The organism is Pseudobutyrivibrio sp. (assembly GCF_015057185.1).
Classification (GTDB): domain Bacteria; phylum Bacillota; class Clostridia; order Lachnospirales; family Lachnospiraceae; genus Pseudobutyrivibrio.
The window spans coordinates 38,898-56,501 of the sequence record NZ_SVEV01000003.1 but is presented as its reverse complement, the minus strand read 5'-3'; the positions used below and the strand labels follow the sequence as shown (position 1 = coordinate 56,501).

18 protein-coding genes are annotated in these 17,604 nt (G+C 40.5%); 2 read left to right on the top strand and 16 right to left on the bottom strand.

The features are described 5' to 3' along the window. Positions 1 to 6: 6 nt before the first annotated feature. From E7276_RS02445 to E7276_RS02395, 11 genes are all read right to left on the bottom strand, one after another. The gene (locus E7276_RS02445; RefSeq protein WP_294213306.1) at positions 7 to 1,263 is read right to left on the bottom strand and encodes an O-antigen ligase family protein; all 1,257 of its coding nucleotides are present in this window, start codon (positions 1,261 to 1,263) and stop codon (positions 7 to 9) included. A gap of 15 nt (positions 1,264 to 1,278) precedes the next feature. Beyond that, entirely contained in the window at positions 1,279 to 2,823 is a 1,545-nt protein-coding gene (locus tag E7276_RS02440; RefSeq protein WP_294213303.1) for a ComEC/Rec2 family competence protein, read from the bottom strand. Then, the gene (locus E7276_RS02435; RefSeq protein ID WP_294213300.1) at positions 2,811 to 3,992 is read right to left on the bottom strand and encodes a DUF6077 domain-containing protein; all 1,182 of its coding nucleotides are present in this window, start codon (positions 3,990 to 3,992) and stop codon (positions 2,811 to 2,813) included. Before E7276_RS02435 ends, E7276_RS02440 begins: the two co-directional genes overlap by 13 nt. A 12-nt stretch (positions 3,993 to 4,004) precedes the next feature. Then, positions 4,005 to 4,700: an acylneuraminate cytidylyltransferase family protein gene (locus E7276_RS02430; RefSeq protein WP_294213296.1), complete on the bottom strand. Its 696-nt coding sequence runs from the start codon at positions 4,698 to 4,700 to the stop codon at positions 4,005 to 4,007. Further along, entirely contained in the window at positions 4,700 to 5,749 is a 1,050-nt protein-coding gene (locus tag E7276_RS02425) for an N-acetylneuraminate synthase family protein (protein ID WP_294213294.1), read from the bottom strand. Before E7276_RS02425 ends, E7276_RS02430 begins: the two co-directional genes overlap by 1 nt. Beyond that, on the bottom strand, positions 5,739 to 6,557 hold the full coding sequence (locus E7276_RS02420; protein ID WP_294213292.1) for a glycosyltransferase: 819 nt from the start codon (positions 6,555 to 6,557) through the stop codon (positions 5,739 to 5,741). Before E7276_RS02420 ends, E7276_RS02425 begins: the two co-directional genes overlap by 11 nt. Before the next feature lie 10 nt (positions 6,558 to 6,567). Continuing rightward, positions 6,568 to 7,515: a HipA domain-containing protein gene (locus E7276_RS02415; RefSeq protein WP_294213290.1), complete on the bottom strand. Its 948-nt coding sequence runs from the start codon at positions 7,513 to 7,515 to the stop codon at positions 6,568 to 6,570. 1 nt (position 7,516) lies between these two features. Further along, positions 7,517 to 7,837, bottom strand: coding sequence for a HipA N-terminal domain-containing protein (locus tag E7276_RS02410; RefSeq protein WP_294213287.1), 321 nt, complete (start codon positions 7,835 to 7,837; stop codon positions 7,517 to 7,519). After that, positions 7,830 to 8,045 carry a helix-turn-helix transcriptional regulator gene (locus E7276_RS02405; protein ID WP_294213284.1) on the bottom strand — a complete coding sequence of 72 codons (216 nt, stop codon included), beginning with the start codon at positions 8,043 to 8,045 and terminating at the stop codon, positions 7,830 to 7,832. The genes E7276_RS02410 and E7276_RS02405 overlap by 8 nt, the downstream gene beginning before the upstream one ends. A gap of 119 nt (positions 8,046 to 8,164) precedes the next feature. Continuing rightward, a complete protein-coding gene (locus E7276_RS02400) occupies positions 8,165 to 9,841 on the bottom strand; it encodes a CotH kinase family protein (protein ID WP_294213281.1) in 1,677 nt (558 codons plus the stop codon). Positions 9,842 to 9,920: 79 nt separating this feature from the next. Further along, entirely contained in the window at positions 9,921 to 11,546 is a 1,626-nt protein-coding gene (locus E7276_RS02395) for a CotH kinase family protein (protein ID WP_294213277.1), read from the bottom strand. Positions 11,547 to 11,698: 152 nt separating this feature from the next. On the opposite strand from E7276_RS02395, the gene E7276_RS02390 reads away from it, so the two are divergent. After that, positions 11,699 to 12,370, top strand: a complete 672-nt coding sequence (locus tag E7276_RS02390; protein ID WP_294213274.1) for a polyphosphate polymerase domain-containing protein — start codon at positions 11,699 to 11,701, stop codon at positions 12,368 to 12,370. 14 nt (positions 12,371 to 12,384) lie between these two features. Continuing rightward, positions 12,385 to 13,059, top strand: coding sequence for a DUF4956 domain-containing protein (locus E7276_RS02385; RefSeq protein ID WP_294213272.1), 675 nt, complete (start codon positions 12,385 to 12,387; stop codon positions 13,057 to 13,059). A gap of 674 nt (positions 13,060 to 13,733) precedes the next feature. Here the strand turns inward: E7276_RS02385 and E7276_RS02380 are convergent. The 5 genes from E7276_RS02380 to E7276_RS02360 form a co-directional block, all read right to left on the bottom strand. Further along, positions 13,734 to 14,933, bottom strand: a complete 1,200-nt coding sequence (locus tag E7276_RS02380; protein ID WP_294213270.1) for a glycosyltransferase family 4 protein — start codon at positions 14,931 to 14,933, stop codon at positions 13,734 to 13,736. Positions 14,934 to 15,204: 271 nt separating this feature from the next. Beyond that, on the bottom strand, positions 15,205 to 15,825 hold the full coding sequence (locus tag E7276_RS02375) for a PglD-related sugar-binding protein (protein ID WP_294213267.1): 621 nt from the start codon (positions 15,823 to 15,825) through the stop codon (positions 15,205 to 15,207). An 84-nt stretch (positions 15,826 to 15,909) separates the two neighbouring features. Then, positions 15,910 to 16,644 (bottom strand): SDR family NAD(P)-dependent oxidoreductase, encoded by a 735-nt coding sequence (locus E7276_RS02370; protein WP_294213264.1) that lies wholly within the window; start codon positions 16,642 to 16,644, stop codon positions 15,910 to 15,912. Positions 16,645 to 16,655: 11 nt separating this feature from the next. Continuing rightward, positions 16,656 to 17,069 carry a MaoC family dehydratase gene (locus E7276_RS02365; RefSeq protein ID WP_294213262.1) on the bottom strand — a complete coding sequence of 138 codons (414 nt, stop codon included), beginning with the start codon at positions 17,067 to 17,069 and terminating at the stop codon, positions 16,656 to 16,658. Positions 17,070 to 17,294: 225 nt separating this feature from the next. Next, positions 17,295 to 17,534, bottom strand: coding sequence for an acyl carrier protein (locus E7276_RS02360; protein WP_294213261.1), 240 nt, complete (start codon positions 17,532 to 17,534; stop codon positions 17,295 to 17,297). Between the last annotated feature and the right edge of the window lie 70 nt (positions 17,535 to 17,604).

The following is a 17,604-nucleotide window of genomic DNA, read 5'->3' as shown; positions in this document are numbered from 1 at the left end:
TTCCTCCTAATTGTCACGGCCTGTCTTGTAAATTGTGTAGATTACAAAATATGTGAAATATGGAAGCATATATTTGTAATACATATCAAGGCCTAAATCTATAAAAAAGAATGAAACCAAAAATGACAGTGTTAAAACTATTACCTGTTTATTTTTGGACATAAACGATTTAATAGCTAAGTATACTGGGAACCAGTAATATAAAACGAATCCAACGATACCATAGGAGAATAAAAGCTCCATGAAATTGTTGTGTATCTGTAAATGTCTATAGTGAATGACTCCGTTGACTTTGTACTCCTCTAACTGTGAGTAAGCCATTTCCTTGAAGGCATAGAAGCCGTGACCAAATAATGGAGTCTCGCCAAAATGCTTTTTAAACTCTGCAGCAACTGCCATTCTTTGACCTGTGCTGGTGTGTAAATCGTACTCGTCACTGCCAAGACCAGTGAACAGCTCGATAAATCTGCTACCGATAATTCTGTAAAACAGTGGCACTGTCATAACAACAACTGTGCCGATAGCAGCTAGGACCGCGAGAACAATGATATTTCTTCTAAGTGTCTTTTTATCCTTTGCTGCACTAACAATCATTATAACAAAAACGATTCCCAATGGAATAATCGCTGCCTTTGAACCAGAAGCAAATATCTGAAAGATGCCCAAAATCAAAGGAAGTATATACTTTTTTATTTCTTTTTTAAAATAAAGCTGATAGATGATTGGAATCAACAGGATAATCATCATGTTAGCTGTATCAACACAGGAACCTGCTGGTGTGGCGCCTACTCTGGAATCTGAGATGGTGCCATTCGTCCATTCCTTCCACACATCATCATAAAGTAAGCTAGTGATTAATGTGGTAAAAATGATGACTGAGCCTGCCTTTGCAAGTATCTCAACAACATCCTTCTCATTTGAGAAAAGAATCATCATGATAACCACTGCCGGAACAACGGTCATAATAGCAAACTGGCGACTGTAGAAATCGCTAAGTGTGCCAATTTTAAAGTGTCCATACACAAATACTAATGCTGAGAAAATAACTGCCCAGGCAACTGCTGGATTGAGCATACCTTTTTTAATCTGCTTTTTATCCTGTACAAACATTAACCCGCAAAAGACCAAGCCTAATGCGTTAACAAAAACATTTATTAATAATACCCATTTATTTACGGTGATTCCTAGGTTGCTTCGGGCAAAAATCAGTGAAGCAACCAGGATTATGGATAATACTTTTTTGTTTTTATTTATTAGTTCCATTTTATTCTCCGTTAACTAGAAGGCAAAAGCGTTTGGAGCTGTTTTGAACCAAACAATTTTCGCACCTAATTCCTGTAAATATGCTGCCAGCGCTCCCGCTGTGTACTGTGGACTGGTGAGCATGGCATCAGGCATATCAAAAATAGCAATATCTGGGTCGACTAATTCATAAAATCCAGTCTCTGTCGGCATGCTATTATTGCCGTGATGTCCGCATTGGAGGATGTCAGCTTTTAGCTCATCTCCATATGTTTCCACCAAATATTCTGCCATGAACTTGCTATGACAATCGGCACACATCAAAATGCTGCGATGTTCTGTTTCCATTTTGAATACCAATGAATCATTGTTTGGAATGTCCTCTGCACACTCTACTACAACATCATCAAAAGCATTGTAGAAGGTAATGGTAAGCCCATCACTAAACTCTAAAACATCATCCCTTTGAACCTCGTGAATGTTGTCAGCGCCCTCTGTGATTTTCTGGAATTTGTCGAAGGACTCTACATCATCCCACTCCTGAGCGACACTGTAGAATGTATCCGCATCAAGAGGTGTCACATAAACGTCCTTGATTGTAAGATCCTCAGGGTTCTCATAAATATCATTAAAGGCATCTATATGATCCATATGATAATGAGTAATAATCCAAGCATCTACGGTGCCACCATAGTCTCTGATGGCTTTTCTGAGCTTCCATGAATTTTCAATGTGACCGCCATCTATAACAATCAGCGTGCCGTCATTCTCATTGTACATAGTATAGCAAAGCCCCTGTAAATCAGCATCATCACTATACTCAGTCAATACCCAATTGGTATCAGGCACCTGAAGGATTGCGTAATATGGTGTCCTGCCATAGAGTGTGTAGCCATTGTCAAGGTAAGTGTTCAATGTGCTCTCTACTGCTGAAACAACTACAAAATCAACGCTTTTACCTGCGCAGTAATCCTCGACTACCTGTGTGTCTGGCTCAAGATTAGTAAGCTCGTAGGCCTCATCTGGCAAATATCTAGAATATGGCATTGTGAATCTGCTATCCATTTGGCGCAAATAAACCGCTATATCCTGAGGTGCCATGATGCTGATGGTGTCACCCTCATAGTCTGCAAAAATATCGCAGATTGTTACCACGTCCTGAGGTACCTTGTTTCGATTCTCAGCCTTTGTGTACCAGCTTTCTGAATAAATGGAATGACCAAGCACCCCAATTATTAACATAATAGCTAGTAATCCTGCCAGCTTTTTCACACCTGATAGTTTGTTTAAAAGAAGTGTGAAACCATAGGCAACGATTATAAGTATCGGTATCAATGTAAAAAATCTCTTGTAATACTGATCAAATGTACTCTCTTCCATCAACTTTTTGCAAACGAAAAGAGTCACCGGATTATATATGAAAACAAGTATTAATCCCGTATACCACAGGAATGCATACCGTTTTATTTTTTCTCTTTCAAATACGAGTATCCCTACCAAAGCTATTCCAAATAGCAGTGGGAATCCCAGGCCGCCCCAGTATTCCTTAGTGATACCGTATAAAAATTTTAACCAAACCATTTGTACCACCAATTCGTGCTCCTAGAGCGATTGAAAATGTTGCTTCCATGCTTCATATCATTGAGCAGGGCTCGCATAAGCATGAAAAATAATAGTAAATATAAAACTCCAAAGAGGCTAGCTACGAGGTAGCGAATTCCCCATGGTTTTCTATTGTAAATACTCATGCACAACCAAACTGCTACTGCAGTGGCTGTAACAAGTAATGCTGACATGGTCGTCAGCGAGCATGAGCCAAGGGAAAACAGCGCAATGCCAAGTAGCCTGCTATTTGTAATCTTCTCGCTATAGGCATTGAATAAATACACCATAAAAAATGGAACTGCTATAGCACATAAAACTGCCTTGCCCTGCCAGATTGCCCCAAGCAATCTAAATGTAACCGAGTAGTGAGAATAGAGACCAAATATATTCGCCATGGAAAGCAAAATCATGAAAATAAGTCTATTCTCATCATCCTTGAACAGGAACAGTGAAATATAACAAAAAACCGTATATGCGATAATAAGTAAAATCACTGGCAGGATAGTGTGACAAACTGTTGTCACCTCAAAGCTAGATACCCTTGCCAAATATGCAATGTATGTAGGCCATGCTGTAACAACTCTCTTCTCAGAGGTATATGGCATCTCGCCTGTGATGAAATTCGCATATGCGATAGTGTCTGTGGTGATAGTGTCCTGACTATTTACCACGTAGTCATAGTCATCGTAGGACCATTCATTTATCTCGTAGGCAAATGCAAAATAAAGCTGAACCACTAAAAGAGCCACAAAAATAAGTGCATATACCGCAATCAATTTACTATTTTTGAAATTAACCTTGCAGTGTGCAAATTTTGCACGGACATATACTGGGAATTTTTTGATTGCTGCTAAGTCCTTTTTAATCCATACAATGGCAAGCACTGCGATTACCACTGAATACGCTATGCATAGAGCAGTGAAGCAACCGGTAAATGGTTCGGTGAAGGTATTCCAATATTGATGCCAAACCAGAATAGAGCAGAGAATATAAAATATTCCTAAAGCCCCAAATAGACCCAAAACATAAGTCGCGATAGGCGACTCATCCTGGGTCTTGCGTAGCTTGTATGTAATTAGTCTGCCCACTGCTACAGGCACTAACGTGAAATGTAGCAGAAAGGCTATAGCTCTAATTAAAGTCATATATATTAATCCTTAGGAATTAGTTCTCTTTTGCATTAAGCATGTTGCAAACTCGAAGTCGATAGGATAATCGATATCGATTGAATCCTCACGTTTCATAACATAGGCAACGGTGTTGTCACAATAGTAGGTTCTCTTATTTTTGAGAAGCTCATAATCGAGAATGTAAATAGCGCCGTTTGGCACAATGTAAGTCTCATTAGCTTGGCGATTGCCCATTGTAGCACCTGCGCCAAAGCCTGCGTTATGAACACGTCCCTGCTCGTCTGTCACATGATACCAGCTAGCTGGCACCTCTGCCTCTGCAAATGAAATAAGTGTAGTGGCCTTGTCATGTTTGAACTGGGCGATAGCCTCATCAATGTGCTTCTCAGTACGAAGTGGAACTGTAGGAAGCAGCACCATGAACTTATCTATTTTCTCGCCTGTCTCATTCATAACAAACTCTGTGGCATGCAAATACACATCAATTGCAGAAGCAGTATCGCTAGAAAGCTCGGCCGGTCTCATAAATGGAACCTCGGCGCCGTACTCTCTTGCTACCGCAGCGATTGCCTCATCATCTGTAGTGACAATGACGCGGTCGATACCCTCAGCCTTTTTAGCTGCTTCGATGGTCCAGGCAATCAGAGGCTTGCCGCAAATTTCTTTTATGTTTTTCCCTGAGACTCCCTTGGAACCCCCGCGGGCTGGAATAAAAGCAATCATTAGAAATCACCCCACTGGAAGAGCTCGTCTTCTGTAATGTCGCGCTTGAGCACTTTTCCGATGAGCATCTCATAGAACTTAGGTGAGATGGCTGTGCCTGGGCGCTTGTAGTCGAGGTCTTCCTCTGTGAGGATGTGACCAGCCTTCATGTCGTGAGCGGCTACGATAGAGCGCTTGTACTCACCTCTCTGGTGCTCGCTTTCGTTGACAACCTTGCGGAATGAGCCCATCATCTTGTGACCCTGCTCTGCTGCATCGCAGATGATTTTCATTTCCTCAGGGTTAGCAGAAATCTTGTGGTCCCAACCCTTCATGTTTTTATCCATTGTGAAGTGCTTCTCGATGATGCACACGTTTTTAGCGATAGACATAATAGGTGCAACAGTACCAAATGTGTGATCTGAGTATCCTGTAGGATAGCCAAATGCCATACGGTACATGTCGATATTGTTGAGGTTTACCTGCTCGTCTGCTGGTGGGTAGATTGATACGCAGTGAAGTACGCAAATCTCGTGGCATCCACCTGCCTCGATAGCTGCGATAGCATTGCAAACATCATCCATGCCGGTAAGACCTGTAGAGATAACTACTGGTACGCCCTTGCTTCCGATGTATTTGAGGAAAGGAACATTCTCAACATCCATAGAAGCAACCTTGATGAATGGTACATGAAGCTCGTCAACGAGAAGGTCTACGCCAGCCTTGTCAAAAGGTGTAGATGTGAACTCGATACCGATTTCATCACAGTATGCCTTGAGCTCGTGATGCTGCTCCTTAGAAAGAGCGTATGCCTCAACGATTGACTCAAGTGTGTAGTCTGTTCTGTTTCTATAGTCGTCACCGAGGAAGTAGTTATCCTCGTAATTTTTCTTAGAGAAAACGTTGTTCTTTGTGAAAGACTGAAGCTTAACGCAGTCAGCGCCGCACTCCTTTGCAGTCTTGATCATTGTCTTTGCAAGGTCCATATCACCATTGTGATTAGCTCCAAGCTCTGCGATAACATATGGCTTCTGATTTCCTGCCACCATGTCCTGATAATTAAATTTCATAGGAATCCTCCATAATAATGTTGCTCCACCAGTAACCGTTGTGGCTCTGGCTTGTATCTATTTTTGTAATATCCAAATTCTTCAAATCCTCATAGAGGTGTTTGAAATATGGATAACGTTTAGCTAAGTTCTCGTAATGAGTAAGCTTCACTCTGTATTCCTGATCCACGTCGTGAGTGGTGCCCACCTGATTATTCTCGTGAATGCGATAAATAGTAGCGGCATTTCCCACTAATTTACCTGGACCAATGTCCATCAGCATCCTGGTGTAAAAATACCAGTCAAACACTGGGCAGTCCCCCTCGCTGAGGGAATCTATAAACTCATCATCAATCATATTCAGATTGATAGCAGCAATGGACATGCCGATAAAGTTGGACTGGGAGATAGCTTTTGCACTAGTAACCGTCTCAGGCATTTTTTCAAGGACAGTCTTACCCTCGTCCGTAACTAAATCATTATAGTAGAAAGCATAGGATTTGTCCATTTCGTACGCCTTTTTGTACTCTTCCACTCTTGTTGGGGCAAAAGTATCATCCGCGTCGGATACGATAAGCAAATCATAGCCTGCATGCTTTGCAGCGCGAATCATTTCGATTCTGGTTTGGGCTATGCTTACATGCTGTGGCTGTAAATCTACCAGCATGTCTGCCTGTAAATTGAGCTCATCCAGCTCCTGCTTCTCATAGTTGTCATTTACTATCAGCACGTCAAAATCCTTGTCCGTCTGATTTTCAACGCAAGCCATCAATTCATCTAAGAATCCTCTCGCCTGTTTATATATAACTGTTCCAAATGCTGCTTTCATTTATTTCCTTTCAGTCAAATACGCTCACTCTAGCTTTTACTAATAAAGCAAAATCTTTCCTCAAGTCATCAGGAATATATGATTGTTGTATTTCTTCTATTATTTTATCTTGATATTTACATACTTGGTTTATTATTCTTTCAGCCACTTTTGACTTGATACCTAAATTATCAGCCATTATAAGAAAATCTTTTTTTCGGATATTTCTTTTTTTACCATTTACCGTAAGGGCCATCTGCTCTTTATCTTGTGGCATGATAATATTAACGGGTAACATATCATAAGCAGGAGATAAACTAAATACTCTTCCACCTGGTTCGTTTTCAATTAATGAAAAATTTTTTAAATGCATATCGGAGTTCCCGGTCACAAAACAAAAAATTAGTCTATAGAAAAACTCTGTTTTATCTAAACCAATGTTTTTAGAATACTTATCAATAACTCTTCCGCATCCCTCATATGATCCCTTATATTTATCAGCTGTGTTACGATTTGAAAGCTGACAAAAATCCTCCATGGCATACATTCTATTATTTAGTCTATCAATTCTTTTTGTAATATATGCATAAGCGCCATTTAACTTGATAAGCCCATTAGGGACCGTCTTTATATTCATCATTTCTGCCAACTTCATGGAAAGAAATTCTGATTCTGGCAAAGCTCTAAAATCATCTGATTGAGGTTTTAATATATAACCTGTGGGATAATCTACGATTGTGAATCGCGCAGATTTATCTTCTTTTGACAGATGTAACGAAAGCTTTTTTTGAACTCCCGGAACAGTTAATCCCTTATTGACAGTACTGTTTGCCAAATTTTCTAGCATCTCTTCTGATATATTAAAATCCGGCAACTCATCCGTTCCAAAAAAATCCTTTATGCACTTTTTATGCCATCCCGATGCAACCTCATATTCTGATGGGTTCACCATTAAACGGTTACAACATAAACATCTCATATTATTCCTCTGCTTCTATATATACATCGCCTATGCAGTCTCTACAAGCTGCAAGCAATAGACCAAATCTATCTCTACCATCAATCTTCCAATTACGTTCTACTATACCAAGCAACCAACCTTCTGGAATCAGACCATCGAAAAAAGAAAACAGGGTGTTGGATTTATAAACTTGTTCTGATAATGGAAATGTCAAACTAACTGGTATAGCAGTCTCCCTAGAATAATACTCATCATCATAAGCAAATTCATAGCCTTCATCAGTTTCATATATTCTGCCTACATATTCATTTTGTACATAGACCTTACCTGCTCTAGCCATTTATTTTACTCCTATCAATTTCTCCTGGAACAGCCTGCATGCCAAACATTTCTAATGCTTGATTTACTTTATCAAGGCGCACAGTCTCCTTACCTTGCTCAAGATCCCTAACAAATCTAAGACCAAGTCCTGCACGCATTGCAAACTCTTCTTGAGTCAATCCCGCTTTTCTTCGTTCAGTTTTTATATATTCGCCAATTGTATTCATAAACTCAATATATACCCAATCGGGTATAATTTCAATATTTTTTATGGATTTATACCATATCGGGTATAATATTCCGTTTTAATAAAAAAATATACCCTTTCGGGTATATTTTTATTAAGCTATAAACTCTCAATATAGCCATCCATATATTTCATACGCTGTAGCACAAAACTCTCAAAATCATCTAGCTTTACCGCTGGATCATAATAGTTGCCATCTGGCCAGCGATTCATGGTTCGCTCAAAAGCACCGGAATCATAGATGTCTACTTCGTAGTCTGCGATGGCTTGAGTGAGGCTTTCGTCAGAAAGCACGCTTTCTCGTAATTCTTGGTAGCGCTGCTGCACCTGCTCTATGATTTCCTCGTCCCCACACTGCTGTAAGAAGTAAACTGGAGACCACTCCATAGGCAAATCATAATCGGTGGCGTTGTAGTAGGATGTAATTCCATGACTGCCCTGACCATCCACGAAGCGATTGCCCCAGGTTTGATCCATGTCCCATGGAGAAAATAGTAGCTTATATCCATCCACTCCAGTGGCAGATTCCTTGGTTCCCACATAGAGATTTTTTACATTGGTTCCGTATACATTATCAACCGCTTGGGTGATTTTGTAAAAAAGCCATAAATCAATGGAATTTTCAACATCACAGCTACTTCTGATCAACTCACTGTCCTTGGAATAAGCCAGGTTGTAGTAGAGCTCATGTAGAGTCTCATAGGCTGCTGCATCTCCGTCCTTGATAGAGTAGCCTGGCAACATTTCAACTCCTGAGCCGTCCTCATATTCTACGTACTCCAAATCTTGGGAAAACTCACTGCCGGACCAATCCTTTTTCTTGAACAAAGTCTCGCCGTCTTTTATATCAAAGGATTTATTGTCTATAGGTGTAGCCAGTGCATAGAGCCCATGGTAGCGACCATTGAAAAACAGCTCTATATACTGATACTGGTTTGACACCTCTGCTTGCCACTCATTATCCTTTGATGCCATCTGCTCCCATAGGTTCATGGAAAATACTGTTCTAATCTTCTCATAATCGGAATAGGCAGAAAACAAAATCCAATCGTCATCAGAGCGCATACCAAGAAGTTTTTCCTTTTTGGTTTTGTCCATGTCATCACCGTTATTAAGCAAGGTGATACGATAGCTCTTCTGTGGCGCATTTATAGTTGTGCCACCGCGCATGTGTATTTTGATGTCAGAATCTGTAGTGCGAACTGCATCATCAAAATCACTGCGATTGTCATAAAGACTCATGGATGCTGCTGTGTATTCTTCAATTGCGTAGGTTTCATCCAGCCCCAATTCTGAAACTGTCTCGGCTGAAATATTGATGTTCATCACAGGCAAGGTTGTGGTCACAAAGGACGAAACACTAACCTGATTTTTATTGTAAATAATTAGCTGGGGCTCATCACCATCCAAAAGTGCTGCCTTTAGATAGTTTCCTGAAATGGCGTCCTTGACAGAATTACGCTCTGTTGACAGGGTCATATACTCATCTGACTCGTCCTCGCCATCTACAATGGAATAGTAAAAGGTATTATCCACCTGGTCATAAATCAGCTTTTCATCCCCAATGTAGACATCTGTAGAAAGGGCAACCTTTGAGGTTTCCTTGCCGGCAACTATGTTCTCATAGTTTGTCTCATCTATTACTATTTCCGATAGCTCAAACTCAGGGTTCATCCTATTATCAAGCACTATTACACATGAAACAACTGCGAGCCCTAGCAATATTAGAATAATCGAACTGATTAAAGTATTTAATTTGAATAATTGTTTTTTCATATGCTTATCTTTTTAACAGAAAATATGGTTTGCAATACAACCTCTAGCATTAGAAGCCTTCATTTTTGTGAGCGCAAAATTATAGAGCATTCACATATGCGTCCATGCAGTTTAGTCGTGCCTGCACGTATGCTTTAAACTCAGAGAGTTTAAGAGAGCTTTCGTTGTAGCTGCCTTCCATGAATTTTGCCTGTGTTCTGGCGAAGGCACCTGAATCGTAGATATCCGACTCATATTCATCAAGCATTGCCATGATACTCTCGTCAGACCAAGCACCGCTTCGAAGCTCTGCGTAGCGAGCCTTTATTTCCTCATTGATTGTGGCATCGCCAAGGCACTGCAGGCGATAAACTGTGCCCCACTCAAGTGGCAGGTCATACTCAGGCATGCTGTACTGTCCCACTACTGATGGAGATGTGTAGCGCCAGGTCTGGTCCATGTCCCAAGGGGTGAAAAGCAGCTTATAGCCTGTGATGCCAGTGTCGGATTCCTTGATGGAAACATACATATTTTTGGCATTGCCGCCATAAACATTATCCACCGCCTGAGTCAATTTGTAAAAGAGCCACAGGTCAATGGAATTATCCACGTCAGAGGTCATGCGGACAATGTTTGGGTCTGCAGAATAATTCATGTTCATGTATAAAGTGAGCAGTGTGTTGTAATCATCCGCATCACCTGCTTTGAGAGAATATCCTGGCAACAAATATGTGCCGGTGCCATCCTCATATTCCTGATATGTCAGCTGAGTATCCAGCTCACTGAGAGTCCAGTCCTTCTTTTTAAAGGTGCTCTCGTTCTCGTTTGTTTTCAGCTCCTTCTGGTCAATTCTATAGCAGATGGCATAAAGCCCATGGTAATGGCCATTGAAGAAAAGCTCTATGAATTTATACTGAGTAGAGTTGTTTACTTCCCACTCATTTTCCTTGGTGCAGCTTTCGTACCAAAGATTCATGGAAAATACATTTCTAACTTTCTCGTAGTCTCTGTAGGATGCTGACAAAATCCAATCGTCATCCTCACGTAAACCTAAAATATTTGCCTTTACCTTTTCTCCGTCAAAATCATTTTTATCAGCTAAAAGAGAAAAACGGTATCCCTTTAATGGGTATCCTGCTGTGGACTGACCATGACGTCTGATTTTCGCATCTGAGGTAGTCACTCTGGAAACTCCGTCGAAGTCTGCTCTATTGTCATAAACATAAACGGAGCTAGGCGCAAAAGAAATAATATCATAAGTATCGTCCAAGCCCAGGCTGGCTACGGTTTCGTCGTCCAAGGTAACATTCATAACAGGAAGAGTGGTGCAAACCAAATTGGAAACGCTGACGTTTGCTCCGTTGGTGAGAATGATTTGGATGGCACCGTTTGAAGCGATAAGTTCATCAGTGATTGCTGCCCCATGAGCAAAAATGCTATAGGTAGGGGTAGTTTCTTCTGAGTCCTGGGCACCATCCTCATTTTCTAGGCTAGTAGCTCCAACCATAACCGATGGATTAAATCCAGTTTCCGAATTCTCAATTACAGAGTAATAAAATGTATTAGTATCTGAATCGTAAATCAGTGGCTCATCATTGAACTGAATTTCTGTTGTAAGTGCAGCATCTGACATCTGATAGCTGCTGATGATGGAATTGTACTTATCATCATTGACGTAAATATCATTTAATGAAGTCACCGTCACTCCACTTTTATTAAATTTCATCACTAGGACTGCCGCAACCAGGGAAAGTCCTATTATAGACAGTGAAAGAATTTTTTTATTTAACATTGTTAAAAATTTGCCTTTCCAAATACATATGTATTATTATAGCAATATCGAGCTTTTTAACAACGAATATTTGAGAGGTAGAAACATTGGAGTATCGGCATGAATTAAAGTTTCTCGTGTCGGATATTACATTAGAAAAGCTAAAATATAGACTGGCGCCTTTCATGGATCGAGATGAACACCATGCGGACCAGTTTTATCGAATTAGGAGTCTTTATTTTGACGATTTATTTGATAGCTGCTTTAATGAAAATCTGGCCGGAACTGACAATAGATACAAGTACCGCGTTCGTTTTTACGATAATACGGATTACATTAATTTAGAGAAAAAATACAAGCTTCGAGGCATGACCAAAAAGGAAATGGAGCCTGTTACAATTGAGCAGGTGAATAGCTATTTAAATGGTGATTTCGATTTCACCCATGGGCGTCTTGCCACTGAAATTTTTGCCTCATCGGTAAAGTCAGGCATGAGACCAAAGTGCATTGTTGAATATGACCGCTGTGCATTTGTTGAGCCCGTGGGCAATGTTCGCATTACATTTGATATGAACCTCAGAGGCAGTAGGGACATTGAACGATTCCTTGATAATTCAGAAGAATTTGCTATTCCTATTTTGCCACCAGGACAACATGTTCTTGAAGTAAAATACGATGAATTTTTACCAACTCATATTTTGCAGTTGGTTGATATGAATAACTTACAACGTACATCTTTCTCGAAATATGCTATGGTTCGAGAAATGCTAGCTAAATAATTGGAGGAATAATAATGAGTTTTTCAGACATGATTAAAAAATCGGTACTTGAAGGTTTTTCTGCTGCAGATATGTCTGCCCAGTATGTATCAATTATCTTGATTGAAACCTTTATCATTGCACTTTACATTTTCTGCATTTACAGGTTCATTACTCGCAGTACTTTTTATAACAAAAGCTACGCAATATCAATGGCAATCATCTCAATGATTACCTCGGGCATCATCCTTGCCATGCAGTCAAACCTTGTTATCTCACTTGGCATGGTGGGTGCTCTTTCAATCGTTCGTTTCAGAACCGCTATCAAGGAGCCAATGGATTTGCTCTTTTTATTCTGGTCAATCGGTACTGGAATCATCTGCGGCGCTGGATTATTCGCACTTTGCGTTATACTTGCAGTATTCGTAACAATCGGACTTGTAGTTTTAAATATGGTCCCTGCTCTTTCATCACCTGAGCTTTTAATTGTAAAGGTTGAGAATTCTGAAGCTGAAAAGCAGGTTATGTCACTTGTTAAGAAGCACACAAATAGCTTCAAGGTAGATTCAAAGAGTTCCACAAAGGATTCCTCTACCCTCATCATTGAGGTCAAGGTAAAGGATGGCAGCAAGCTGGTTGATGATGTGACAAATGTAGCTGGTACAATTTCCGCTACACTTATGAAGCACGAAGGCGAAGTTAAGTACTAGAAACCTCAATCAAATAGATGATACAGCAATTTATTAGCATTATTGAAATCAAAGACATTGGACTAAAACAGTTCCAATGTCTTTTTTTTCTCATTACCACTGTAAACTTCATTTTCTATCTCCCGCAGTGGTAAATATTTTTCTCATTACCACTGTAATCTTCATTTTCTGCCTCTCGCAGTGGTAAATATTTTCCTCATTACCACTGCAATCTTCATTTTCTCCCTCTTGCAGTGGTAATCTATTTGCTCCTTTACCACTGCATTTCCCGTTTTTTACCTCTCACAGTGGTAATTCTTTTATTCCTTACCACTGCACTTCCTTTTTTCCGCCTTCCGCAGTGGTAATCCTTTTATCCATTACCACTGCACTCCCCATTTACGCTTCTCGCAGTGGTATTCTTCCTGGAACTCGTGGCTTGCCACAGTCCATTTTGAAATCCTGCTTGACTATCTTTTATCCGCCTAATGGAAATGGTGTCAATGGTGGAGTTTGCTCCAGCCGAAGGCTTTACCATTGACTCATTTCCATGGTGGATAAGATGGCAAAAGCAGGATAAATAAAATAATTTAGCCCAATATCCTCTCCACTGATTAAACATAAAAAAGAGACTTCTGCGATACACTCCCTATCTACTTAATAGAGAGAATTTCTTCCACAGAAGTCTCTTTCTTTTATCTCAAATATGTATCCATCTCATCCATGAGAGTCTTTTTATCAAAATGCTCTTTATTGTATTTCAATGCATTGTTTCCAAGCTTTGCAAGCTTTTCCTCTGAAAGTTTGCTCATGGCAAGGATGCTACATGCCAGCTCCTCGGCGTCGCCGATGTCTGAGCAGATACCACAGTCTGCTTCCTTGATGACGCGGGCTGTCTCGCCCTTGGCAGATGCGATAATAGGCATAGCGCATGCCATGTAAGACTGTAGCTTGGCTGGGATTGTCTTGGCGAAAAGCTCATCATCCGCAAAGGACAGAAATGCTGCATCTCCTGTGGCAAGTAACGCAGGAACTTCCTGTGGTGTTACTCTTCCGGCAAATTCAAACATGTCCCAAACGCCATTTTCTGTGATGGACTCCTCGAAGCTTTTTCTAGCACGACCATCGCCTACGATTGTAAATCGTATGTCTTTGATTCCTTGCTCGCGAATTTTTCGAGCTGCAAGTGGAAGAATCTCAAGGCCCTGAGCCTGACCAATGTTTCCGGTAAAGATAACATTAAATCCCTTGTGTTTCTTTTTAGGAAGTGGCTGATAAAACTCCTCTGCATATTGTGGCCAGAAGCTAACCTTGTCATGTTCTGATGGATCTACGTATTTACGAATGGCATCTACAAAGCTAGGGCTTGTTCCCCAGAGGTGTGTGCAGCCCTTGTAAATATAGCGAACCATACGCTCAATAGGCTTGATGATAATTGGTGAATGAATGCCTGTAATCATCTCTAGATTCTCTGGCCACAAATCCTGTACGTACAAGTAGCATGGAATCTTGTGGCGCTTGGCAAAACGAACACCTACCTTGCACTGATGCATTGGAGATGTTTCAAACATAAACACCTCGTCTGCCTTTATCCTAGAAAACAACTGCCACCAAAAGCCAAAGAATGGGAAGCTGTAATAATTTAGCACAAGGCCAAGCTTTGTATGCCCTGGGGCAATCAAAGGAATTCTATATATGTCCACACCATTATGGGTTTCTTTTGTATTTTTGAACCAGCTATAGCCAGGGAAATATTTCCCCGTTGGATAATTAGGAGTGCCTGTAACTGCAGTTACTTTGTAGCCTCGCTTTACCCATTCGTAGGCCATATCATTAATCCTGAAATTCTCCGGATAAAAGTGCTGACAAATTATTAAAATATGTTTCTTTTCCAAGTTATTCTCCCGCTTGCCTCTATGTGTAATCCACTATGTTGCTCGGTTGTTACTGTCTCAAGCCTAAGTATTGCTTACGCTCACTAACACGTTCGCTGCAGCAACACTTAGAGCTTGATACATACAACCTATTGTTAGCTACGTATATCTACTTTTAGATATTAACAACCACATAAAAGATATATAAGAATCCAATTTAAATTTTATAAGCAAGCTATCTATATTTTTTTTATAAACTTATTTGTAAAATTTGTTTCGATGGATGGTGCATCTAAAACTTAAGTACGGTCTTAGCAGGCACACCAACAACCTCGCAACGACCCTTTGTGTTTTTGATTACACATGAGCCAGCCCAGATATGGGTCTCGTCACCGATTTTCTTGCCCTGAACGATTTGTGAGCCTGTACCAACCTCGATAAGGTTGCCAAGTGTACATGAGCCTGAAATATTGGCATTTGGATTGAGGGTATTAAAATCACCAAGGACGCTATCGTGAGCGATTGTACAGTTAAAATTAATAAGGTTCTGGTTGCCAATTTTCACATCAATTGTAAGAATAGCACCGGCACAAATCACGTTGCCCTCGCCCATTGTAACCTGGTCAGATATGATGGCTGTTGGGTCGATAAGATTTGGAAAATGAACCTTTGGATTTTTCTTGTAAAGCTCATATAAGAATTTGCGTCGCTCCATGGAACCCATGGCAATGACTACGTCCAAATCCTCTGTTGTGTCAGTTACAAAGCTGTCATCACCGATGACTCCCTCGCCTGGCTCAACGTCTATGTATCCTAAAATATTCCATGTTGGTGTGACTGCATTGATTCTCTCAGCTAGCCACTTTGTCTCCTTGCCTGCACCGCCTGTGCCTGCAATAACAAGATTTCTCATTTTATACAATCCTCATTAACTAACATCACCGAAATCAATGCTTGTTGACTTCGGCGACATATCTAAACTATTTATTCTCTATAATTATTCTTTGCTATCTGTAATGGCGATATTCTGTCCGCTAATCATGTCTGCGCCATCTGATAACAAAAAGCTTACAGTTGGCACAACCTGGTTTACTGTCAGATTAGCCTTCATTGGCATAGTATCTGCATTCATTTCCTTAATCAAATCTGGAAGATTGTTTAGGAATCTGGTATCAATCATCTCTGGGCTGACACCATTTACGGTAATTCCCTTGTCGGCGTACTCTACTGCCAAAGATTTCATAAGACCTAAAAGCGCGTACTTTGTAGTTGTGTATACGCTCTTGTATTTTGGTGGCATGCCAAGGGTCACTGCGCTTAACATAAACACTACTTTGCCGTATTTTTGCTTTGCCATAACCGGCATAAATTCCTCTAGAATATCAACGATTGGACGAATATTTGTCTCTGTTGATTCAGCAAAATTACACCAATCAAGCTTTTTGAATTTCTCATTTTCCATAGGGGAAGCTGCTAAATGTACGATGTGATCTGGCTTTAACTGACGCTCCGTCATGAAATCAAGCATTTTTCTAACAGATGTGGCATCAGCAAAATCTGCCTGTACCATAACAAGCTTCTCGCCTAATTTTTCCTCTAATGGAAGGAGTCTGCCTGCACTACTGCGGTAATGAGCGACGATTGTATCATAATTATCAGCAACCTGCTCAATAAAAGCTGTTCCAATTTCTGAGGATGCTCCTGTAACAAATAATGTCTTATTTTCTCTCATGTACTCTCCCTCTAGACTACAAGTATTTGCATTTTGCCTCGAAGTACCTTTTTACCATTCTGATTGGTAATGGTAACCTTCAGCTCTAGGCGTTGCACACTCTCAATGAGTTCAGTGATTTCGCCCTTAACTGTAAGCACATCACCTATATATACTGGATTTGCAAATTTGGTCTCAACCTGCTGGATAAGGCTCTTTTCTCCTGGCAAATATACACCAGCTAATGTTGATAGAAAACTTGCTGTAAGCATGCCAAATGCCACCCTGCCCGGATGGCCCTTGGAATGTGCAAATTCCTCATCATTATGCAGTGGGTTCACGTCACCTGTAATTGCCTTGAAGTTCTCAAGCATTTCGCTTGTTATAGTCACCTCAAAATCCTCGGACATGCCCACACTTAATTCATCAAAACTATAATTATTCATATACTATCTCTCGCTCGTTACACTCTCAAGCCTGAGATATTGTCTTCGTCGGCTAACACGCCTCCTTCGACAACACTCAGAGCTTGATAGCTACGAGCTACTTATACATTAATTATTATCTTTACAATCGCTAAAACAGTCCTTCTAGCATCACTCAGAGCTTGATAACTACGAGCCATCAAATATTAATTGTGCCATTACGGCACTAACAGGTTCCTCTAGCGTTTAGAGCTTTGCAAGGATTGTATCAACCATCTCGCCTACGTTCTTGAGGCTCTGGATTTCCTTCATGTCGAATTTTACGTTGAACTTTTTCTCGCAGGCTACGACCAAGTTGATTTGCTCAAGGGAATCCCAGTCCTCGATATCGTCTGCTGTTGTAGCGTCTGTAAGTTCTATTTCGTCGTCATCAAATACATCCTGAAAAATCTCAGTAAGTGTTTCGAATACTTCTTCTCTTGTCATAATTGAATCTCCTTTTTATCGTCGAGCAAAGGCTCTCCTGATACTTTTTTCATTCTTAAAAAAGCATCAT

Excerpts from the sequence above, each read along its gene's own strand:
- E7276_RS02360 (WP_294213261.1), bottom strand. The coding sequence starts at position 17,534 with ATGACAAGAGAAGAAGTATTCGAAACACTTACTGAGATTTTTCAGGAT.
- E7276_RS02395 (WP_294213277.1), bottom strand. The coding sequence starts at position 11,546 with ATGAAATTTAATAAAAGTGGAGTGACGGTGACTTCATTAAATGATATT.
- E7276_RS02420 (WP_294213292.1), bottom strand. The coding sequence starts at position 6,557 with ATGAAAGCAGCATTTGGAACAGTTATATATAAACAGGCGAGAGGATTC.
- E7276_RS02365 (WP_294213262.1), bottom strand. The coding sequence starts at position 17,069 with ATGAATAATTATAGTTTTGATGAATTAAGTGTGGGCATGTCCGAGGAT.
- E7276_RS02440 (WP_294213303.1), bottom strand. The coding sequence starts at position 2,823 with ATGGTTTGGTTAAAATTTTTATACGGTATCACTAAGGAATACTGGGGC.
- E7276_RS02385 (WP_294213272.1), top strand. The coding sequence starts at position 12,385 with ATGAGTTTTTCAGACATGATTAAAAAATCGGTACTTGAAGGTTTTTCT.
- E7276_RS02410 (WP_294213287.1), bottom strand. The coding sequence starts at position 7,837 with ATGGCTAGAGCAGGTAAGGTCTATGTACAAAATGAATATGTAGGCAGA.
- E7276_RS02405 (WP_294213284.1), bottom strand. The coding sequence starts at position 8,045 with ATGAATACAATTGGCGAATATATAAAAACTGAACGAAGAAAAGCGGGA.
- E7276_RS02435 (WP_294213300.1), bottom strand. The coding sequence starts at position 3,992 with ATGACTTTAATTAGAGCTATAGCCTTTCTGCTACATTTCACGTTAGTG.
- E7276_RS02425 (WP_294213294.1), bottom strand. The coding sequence starts at position 5,749 with ATGAAATTTAATTATCAGGACATGGTGGCAGGAAATCAGAAGCCATAT.
- E7276_RS02370 (WP_294213264.1), bottom strand. The coding sequence starts at position 16,644 with ATGAGAGAAAATAAGACATTATTTGTTACAGGAGCATCCTCAGAAATT.
- E7276_RS02415 (WP_294213290.1), bottom strand. The coding sequence starts at position 7,515 with ATGAGATGTTTATGTTGTAACCGTTTAATGGTGAACCCATCAGAATAT.
- E7276_RS02375 (WP_294213267.1), bottom strand. The coding sequence starts at position 15,825 with ATGAGAAATCTTGTTATTGCAGGCACAGGCGGTGCAGGCAAGGAGACA.
- E7276_RS02400 (WP_294213281.1), bottom strand. The coding sequence starts at position 9,841 with ATGAAAAAACAATTATTCAAATTAAATACTTTAATCAGTTCGATTATT.
- E7276_RS02445 (WP_294213306.1), bottom strand. The coding sequence starts at position 1,263 with ATGGAACTAATAAATAAAAACAAAAAAGTATTATCCATAATCCTGGTT.
- E7276_RS02430 (WP_294213296.1), bottom strand. The coding sequence starts at position 4,700 with ATGATTGCTTTTATTCCAGCCCGCGGGGGTTCCAAGGGAGTCTCAGGG.